Source organism: Sulfuricaulis sp., from assembly GCF_049587675.1.
GTDB lineage: Bacteria > Pseudomonadota > Gammaproteobacteria > Acidiferrobacterales > Sulfurifustaceae > Sulfuricaulis.
This window is the reverse complement of the sequence record NZ_JBAVEJ010000250.1, coordinates 1-7,049: the sequence shown is the minus strand read 5'-3', so window position 1 is coordinate 7,049 and position 7,049 is coordinate 1. Positions and strand designations below refer to the sequence as shown.

Annotated in this window: 9 protein-coding genes; 5 read left to right on the top strand and 4 right to left on the bottom strand. The window is 59.0% G+C overall.

Features of this window, described 5'->3' with window-relative positions:
• Positions 1-98 precede the first annotated feature (98 nt).
• Positions 99-1,142, bottom strand: coding sequence for a phosphoribosylformylglycinamidine cyclo-ligase (gene purM, locus WB402_RS13405; RefSeq protein ID WP_424208682.1), 1,044 nt, complete (start codon positions 1,140-1,142; stop codon positions 99-101).
• A 222-nt stretch (positions 1,143-1,364) separates the two neighbouring features.
• Here purM and WB402_RS13400 point away from each other — a divergent pair, with 222 nt between their 5' ends.
• The 4 genes from WB402_RS13400 (at position 1,365) to WB402_RS13385 (ending at position 3,509) form a co-directional block, all read left to right on the top strand.
• The gene (locus WB402_RS13400) at positions 1,365-1,931 is read left to right on the top strand and encodes a CDP-alcohol phosphatidyltransferase family protein (RefSeq protein ID WP_424208680.1); all 567 of its coding nucleotides are present in this window, start codon (positions 1,365-1,367) and stop codon (positions 1,929-1,931) included.
• Positions 1,924-2,100, top strand: a complete 177-nt coding sequence (locus WB402_RS13395) for a hypothetical protein (protein ID WP_424208678.1) — start codon at positions 1,924-1,926, stop codon at positions 2,098-2,100. The genes WB402_RS13400 and WB402_RS13395 overlap by 8 nt, the downstream gene beginning before the upstream one ends.
• Complete coding sequence (gene hda, locus WB402_RS13390) at positions 2,097-2,840, top strand: DnaA regulatory inactivator Hda (protein ID WP_424208676.1); 744 nt, start codon at positions 2,097-2,099, stop codon at positions 2,838-2,840. Before WB402_RS13395 ends, hda begins: the two co-directional genes overlap by 4 nt.
• Positions 2,841-3,026: 186 nt before the next feature.
• Positions 3,027-3,509, top strand: a complete 483-nt coding sequence (locus WB402_RS13385; protein WP_424208674.1) for a C-GCAxxG-C-C family protein — start codon at positions 3,027-3,029, stop codon at positions 3,507-3,509.
• Between the two features lie 91 nt (positions 3,510-3,600).
• Here WB402_RS13385 and WB402_RS13380 read toward each other — a convergent pair whose 3' ends face one another.
• Together WB402_RS13380 and arsC are read right to left on the bottom strand one after the other, a co-directional pair.
• On the bottom strand, positions 3,601-3,936 hold the full coding sequence (locus WB402_RS13380) for a cytochrome c oxidase assembly factor Coa1 family protein (protein ID WP_424208673.1): 336 nt from the start codon (positions 3,934-3,936) through the stop codon (positions 3,601-3,603).
• Positions 3,937-3,994: 58 nt separating this feature from the next.
• Entirely contained in the window at positions 3,995-4,342 is a 348-nt protein-coding gene (gene arsC, locus WB402_RS13375) for an arsenate reductase (glutaredoxin) (RefSeq protein WP_424208671.1), read from the bottom strand.
• A gap of 240 nt (positions 4,343-4,582) precedes the next feature.
• On the opposite strand from arsC, the gene WB402_RS13370 reads away from it, so the two are divergent.
• Positions 4,583-5,437, top strand: a complete 855-nt coding sequence (locus tag WB402_RS13370) for a YihY family inner membrane protein (protein WP_424208669.1) — start codon at positions 4,583-4,585, stop codon at positions 5,435-5,437.
• A gap of 7 nt (positions 5,438-5,444) precedes the next feature.
• Here WB402_RS13370 and WB402_RS13365 read toward each other — a convergent pair.
• Positions 5,445-7,049, bottom strand: a 1,605-nt coding sequence (locus WB402_RS13365) for a hypothetical protein (protein ID WP_424208667.1), incomplete at its 5' end; no start/stop codon positions are given.

Here is a 7,049-nt window from a genome sequence, read left to right as displayed (position 1 = left end):
AGCCGCCAGCTCGCCATGGGTTATCGCATTGATGATGGCCTGCAGGTTGCTGCCGCGGCCCGAGACCAACACCACCACGCCATCCCGGGGCGATCCGCTCATTTGAGAATGACGACCTGATCTTCTCCCGAATGCGGTTCGATGTGACCAATAATGGCCGCGGTCTCGCCGGAGGCCGCGAGCAGCTTGAGCGCCTTTTCGGCGTCGGCCGCGTCAAGCGCCAGCACCATGCCGATGCCGCAATTGAAAGTGCGGTACATTTCGAATTCCTCGACGCCTCCCATTTCCTGCAACCAGTCGAAAATCGCCGGACGTTTCCACGCGCGCGCATCGATCACGGCGCGCACGCCTTCGGGCAGCACGCGCGGGACGTTGCCCGGCAGTCCGCCGCCGGTGATGTGTGCCGCGGCATGCACCGGCAGTTCGCGTAGCAGCGCGAGCAGGGGCTTGACGTAGATGCGCGTGGGCGTCAGCAACACTTCTCCAAGCGAACGGCCATCAAACGCCTGATCGAGTTTGGCTTTGCGCACTTTAACGATCTTGCGGATCAGCGAATAGCCGTTCGAATGCGCGCCGCTCGAAGCGATGCCGATCAGCGTGTCGTTCGGCTTGACCAGAGAACCGTCGATGATTTTTGATTTTTCGACCACCCCGACGGTGAAGCCGGCGAGATCGTAATCGCCCTCGCCGTACATGCCAGGCATTTCCGCGGTCTCGCCGCCCACCAGCGCGCAACCGGCCTGGCGGCAACCTTCGCCGATGCCACGGATCACCTGTTCCGCGGCTTTGTTGTCTAGCTTGCCGGTGGCGTAGTAGTCGAGGAAGAACAGTGGCTCGGCGCCCTGCACGATAATGTCGTTGACGCACATGGCCACGAGGTCGATGCCGATGGTGTCATGGCGCTTGAGTTCGATGGCGAGCTTGAGCTTGGTGCCGACGCCGTCGGTACTCGAAACCAGTACCGGCTCGCGGTACTGACCCGGCGGAATTTCGAACATCGCGCCAAAACCGCCGACCCCGGCCAGCAGCCCTGGGCGCCGGGTAGCGCCCGCGATCGGCCGGATGGCGTCGACGAGCGCGTCGCCTGCATCGATGTCCACACCGGCATCGCGGTAGGAGAGGGAAACGCGCGGTTTATTCACGTCAGGCTCCGGGAGTCTTCAGGGATGCGTATGGTAGGGCGAGCCGATGTTGGCGTAAACATCTTGTGAGCGCGCGAAACGCTCATTCGGGGCGCCCGTGGCGCAGATCGCGAATGGCTTTTTTCCCGGCGAAACCGAGGGTTGACTTGGACCGGCCCTGACTATAGCTTGCCGCGGTACCGGGCATGACCCGGACGCCCATCCTGAATCGCGAGCAACCCGATGGTGAGCATCTCCCAGCTGCCGAACCTGATCACGATTTCCCGCATCGCCTTGGCGCCGGTGTTGATTCTGCTCCTCAAGGACCAGGAATACGCTGCCTCGCTGGCGGTGTTCGTCATTGCCGGGGTGTCCGACGGGCTCGACGGTTTTATTGCCAAGCGCTTCCACTTTGAGAGCCGTCTCGGATCCATTCTCGATCCGCTGGCCGATAAAATCCTGCTCTTGAGCGGTTACGTGATGCTCACCCTGTTGAACCATCTGCCGTTCTGGCTCATGCTCACCGTGGCATTTCGCGATCTGCTGATCGTCGGCGGTTATCTGGTTTATACCTCGATGGTCGGACCGGTGCAGATGCGTCCCAGCTGGCTCAGCAAATTCAACACCTTCATGCAGATCGCGCTGGTCATCGTGATCCTGGCGCAACAGGCGCTGCACTGGGTTTACCCGCCGGCGATCGAGGCGCTGATCTACGCGGTGCTGCTGACAACGGTGGTAAGCGGAGGGCATTATCTCTGGACCTGGCTGGTGATCAAGCAAGTCGAACCGTTGAAGGAAGACGATGGTTGACACCCGCACGATCTTGCCGTTTGTCCTGATCGCTCTCAGCGACTGGCTGCTGTATCTGCTGGCGCAGCCGGCGGCCGCGGTACTCAAGGTCTGGTTGCGGCATGGGCACCGGATGTTCGCTGGCGATTCCACAAAAAAACACCGTCCGCCGAGACGTCCGTTACCATGAGCCAGCAACTGGCGCTAAATCTGCGCCTCAAGGACGGATCGTCGTTCAGCAACTTTCTTCCCGGGCCCAACCGCGAGGCACTGGATCGCCTGCGCGACGCCGTCGTGGCCACGGCGACCCGGGAAAAGGCGCTGGATAAAATGTTGTTCCTCTGGGGCATGGAAAGCTGCGGCAAGTCTCATCTGCTGCAGGCCGCCTGCCGTCTGGCACAGGAGCTGGGCATGACGCCGGTATATGTGCCGCTGGCCGAGGCCGCGGAGCTTTCGCCGTCGCTGCTGGAAGATGCCGAGAAGGTCCCGCTCGTATGCCTGGATGACATGGAAAGCATCGCCGGGCGCGCCGATTGGGAAGCGGCCTTGTTCAGCCTGACCGAACGCATGCGCACCGCCGGCGGCCTGCAGGTCTGTGCGGCCAATGTCCCGCCGGCACGCCTGGGTCTACGGCTGCCGGACCTGACCAGCCGGCTCGCGTGGGGAACGGTCTTTGCGCTGCAACCCCTTGGTGACGCGGAGAAACTCGAGGCGGTGCGGCTGCGCGCGCATAATCGCGGCTTCGACATGCCGGAGGACGTGGTGCAGTACATCCTCAGCCGCTACCCGCGCGACATGCGCTCGCTGTTCGATTTGCTGGATCGCATCGACCGGGCTTCGCTCACCCATCAGCGGCGCGTCACGATTCCATTCTTGCGCGAACTCGAGGCGATGAACTACGAAGACGCCGGGATCGGAACAAAATCTTGAACGCCGCGGAGCGCCGGTAGAGGGAAGTTCCGGTTGGGGTAACGTCAGGCTGTTGAGTCACGCTGGATAGCCTGATGAAATCAGCGGGTTACCGACACCCAGACGTTGATTCGCTCCACGTCTTGGCATTTTCCAGCCAAGGCGTATAGTTTGTATATAAGAGAACTCTTATATATAGAGGAGCTTATGACTAACGAGGAAAAGCACGCGCTCGCCGAGCAGGCCTATCAAAAAGCGCTGCGCTGCGAGCTGGACTATGGTTGCTGCCCGCAATGCGTTCTCGCCGTGGTCCAGGAGACGGTCGGCATTATCGACGATAAAACCATCAAGGCCAGTCACGGACTTTCCGGTGGCGGTGGGCTGATGGGGCAGGGGGCTTGCGGCGCCTTGTCCGGCGGGCTCATGGCGCTGAGCGCGAAATTCGGGCGTGATCGCCACAAGCTCGACGCCGGTCGCGGTATCAACAACTTCAAGAAAAGCAAAGAACTGGTGGAACGGTTTCGCGACGAGTTCGGCGGTGTCACCTGCGAAGAACTTCAGAAGAAATTCACCGGCCGGACCTACGACATGTGGAATGCCGAAGAATACAAGGCATTCGACACGGCGCGCGGCACCCAGTGCGCCCACGCCACCGCCACGGTTACCAAGTGGCTCGTCGAGATACTGTGATATTCGTTGCGGTATAGAAAAAAGGGGGAGGTTTATTCCGACCCTTTCGTTGCAAATCAATTGAGCCTGGCCACTTTAATTTTTGAGACGATCATTCTAGTTTTGAAAGTTCTGTCTCATTTAATTTTGCGCTCAACACACGCCAGTTTCCAGAATCTTTTTGCAGTTGTATATCCACTGTCGCCTTCCCCTTAGTACCCGTTACAGAAAATGCAAATCGAGCATATTCATAACTGCTAGTGGAGCCCACAGAATAATGTTTTGGAAGAAAGCCAACATCAGTAATTTCACCCAGCATCTGACGGACTTCAAGTGACCGCTTTGCCCACTCGGTAGCATACCGGAATGCTTCACTGCGCGTAGCGATAACGCCCATCACAAGCGAGATGATAACCACACCGATAATTAGCAAAATCCATTTTTTCAACCGCGTATTACCTCCATGTGTTTAAGGACACAATCATAGGGGCCAGGCTCAAATATTCTTAAATAATCTTTAGCACATTCTCCGGCGGCCGCCCGAGCGCGGCTTTGTTGCCGGACACCACAATGGGCCGTTCGATCAGGCGCGGATACTTGACCATCGCGCGTACGATCTGCGCGTCGGTGACATCGGGCCGGTCGAGCCCGGCGCGTGTGTATTCCTCTTCCTTGCGGCGCAGCAGTTCGCGTGGCGATAGGCCCAGCAGTTTCAGCAGGCGCTTGAGTTCCGCCTCGGTGGGCGGCGTGACGAGATATTCGATGACCTTCGGTTTTATGCCGCGCTGCTCCAGCAACGCCAGCGTCTGTCGCGACTTGGTGCAACGGGGATTATGATAGATCGTGACGAACATGTAGCTTCCGGATTCTCGTCGGGCGTTGAGGGGCCCTGGAATAATAATTTTCACCGCAAAGGCGCAAAGAGCGCAAAGTATTTTCTCGATAAAAAACCAAAAATATGCTTTTCTTTGCGTTCTTCGCGTCTTTGCGGTAAGAAATCATAATTAATCTTAATTTCCTTAATATCCTGATTTTGACCGCAGGGCGGCGTCGGCGGCAAGTGCCAGCGGCCATAATTCGACTAACATAGGAACATGAACTTTTTCCAGGCATCCTTGCGGTTACTGCGCTGGGTCGTGCAACGGTTCCGCGAAGACCGTTGTACGCGCGTGGCCGGGGCGCTGTCATTCACGACACTGCTGGCGCTGGTGCCGCTCACGGCAGTCATGTTCGCGATCTTTTCCCATTTCAAGATATTCGAGGCGTGGATGACGATGGGGCAGGAATTCATCTACGGCAATTTCGTTCCGGCTGCGGGCGAGGCGGTCAGTCGTTATTTGCAGAAGTTCGCCGCCAATGCGGGCAAGCTCACGATCTGGGGCCTGTTGCTTCTCTTCCTTTCCTCGCTCATGCTCATGGCCACGATTGAACGGGTGTTCAATGACATCTGGCACGTGCCGCATACCCGAAAACGTTTGCACCGTTTCCTGAGTTATGGCGCGTTGCTGGTGTTGGGACCGATGCTGATCGGCATCACCCTGTCATCCACCTCTTATCTGGTTTCTCTGCCGCTGTTCTCGCGCGACGCGACCTTTGGCGAACTGAAGGTTTTTTTACTGGCGGCGGCGCCGGTTATCTTCGAATGGCTGGCGTTCTGGGCGCTGTATGTCGTGGTGCCGAATTATCGCGTGCGGCGGTATCATGGCCTGATCGGAAGCCTGTTTGCCACGATGATGTTCGAGATCACCAAGCGAGGTTTTGTGTTTTTCGTGACGCATTTTGCCAACTACAAGGTGATCTACGGGGCCGTCGCTGCGCTGCCGGTGTTCCTGATCTGGATCTATTTGTCGTGGACCATCATCCTGGCGGGCGCGGTGCTGACGGCGACCTTGCCCGAATGGCGGCGCCCGCAGGCGGTGCGTCAGTGGCGCCGCAAGCGCCCGCTGTAACCCCTGTTCAGGCGTTCAGGATGTCGAAGCAGAATTGTTCGAATGAGTGGCTGGCTTCAATGAGCCGGGTGGGGGCGATCCGGCACAGTCGATAACCGTTGTCCATGAATATCTCCATGCCCGGCCTGGCCAGGCCGCGTTGGGCGATCAGGGTCTGCGGCTGCTTGAGCGGTTTTATTTCCGGCAGCAGCAGCGCCGGCAGGAAATCGCTTTCCATTTTATTCTCCGACACGGTCTTGACGACCACCGGCTCGGCGCTCGGGGCCAGATGCTGGATGCCGATATCAACGTTCGATGGAGCGGTGCATTTCACCCAGCGGATCACGCCCACGCCCCAGGCGCTGCCGATGCCGGGCGGGCGGGTAATTACGAGGTCGCCGACATGGACCGGGACGTTGATCTGGCCGGTCTTGGACAGAGCCAGTCCGCCGGCGCTTTCGTCCTCGACGTCCCAGGTCGAATATTCCCGTTCCGACATTCGCGCCGCGGCGGGTTTCTTATCCTCGATCCCGAGCTGATGGCGTTGCGGCATGGGGCCGACAAAATTCGAGCTGACAACGAATTTCCTCCCGCCGTTGATCCAGTAGTTGATGGCATCCAGTCCGACAGCGATGTCCACCTGATGGCCGCTAGGCTGACTGCGGCGGAAGCTGCGCTGCGGGTTGACGCCCCAGGCGCTGATGACGCGTTTGAGCAGATCCTGGCCGCTTTCCTGGAAAAAATTTTCCTGCAATCCTTCCGGCGGAGGCAGCTGTCCATTCTTGAGCAGCGTCAGTTGCGTATGCGCCAGGCGCGCCAGCTCCACGGTATTGAGCAGGCGGTAGGGAGGCGAGCGCCCGTCCAGCAAGGTATCCGCCGAATACACGATACCGGCACGGTCTTTTTTCTGATCGATCAGGAACTGGCAGGTGGGATTGTATGTCGGCGCGACGCCGGTCAGGTGCGCGAGCGAGGCCCAGCGGTCCAGATAATGTTGAACCCGGTCGATCATGCGCGGCGGGAGGTGAAACGGGTCGCTGAAATCCAGTAACAGCGCCTGCTTGTACACATGGCTGATCTTGCTGCGGGGCAGGGTCTTGTTCAGCGGATCGTCCACCTCGATGTCGGCGAGATTGAACCGTTCCGCGTGTGTGTACAGGGTGTGGATTTCCTTCCAGATGTCCAGCGGATCAGGCGAGTAGGTCTGGTAGGAAACTGCCAGTACGTCCGTGAGGCAGCGGATGGCGCGCTGGATCGTGAGCGCCGTCATCGCCAGTTCCTTGCGGTCGCTGGGCTTGTCGCCGCGATTCAGCACCAGGCGTTTGTAGCCGTTGGCCATTTCCATCTGGAGCTGGCGGTTCTGTTCGGCAATGGTCTTGTGCTTTTCGGCGAGCGGCAGCGGTTGCCCGATGTACTGTTTGGCGAGTTCGAGCGAAATCTGGTTGACGGGATAGCGGAACAGCTCCAGCAACTGCAGACGCAGCGTATCGTCGAATTCGACCCGGTTGTGAATCGACAGGGTCGAGAGCAGCTTGCGACTGGTGTCGGCGATGTTTAGCAGCGGCAGGTTATCGAGCCATTTCTTCACCTCCGGCGGCTGCAACTCCATGTCCTCGGGGTTGCGCGCGGACAG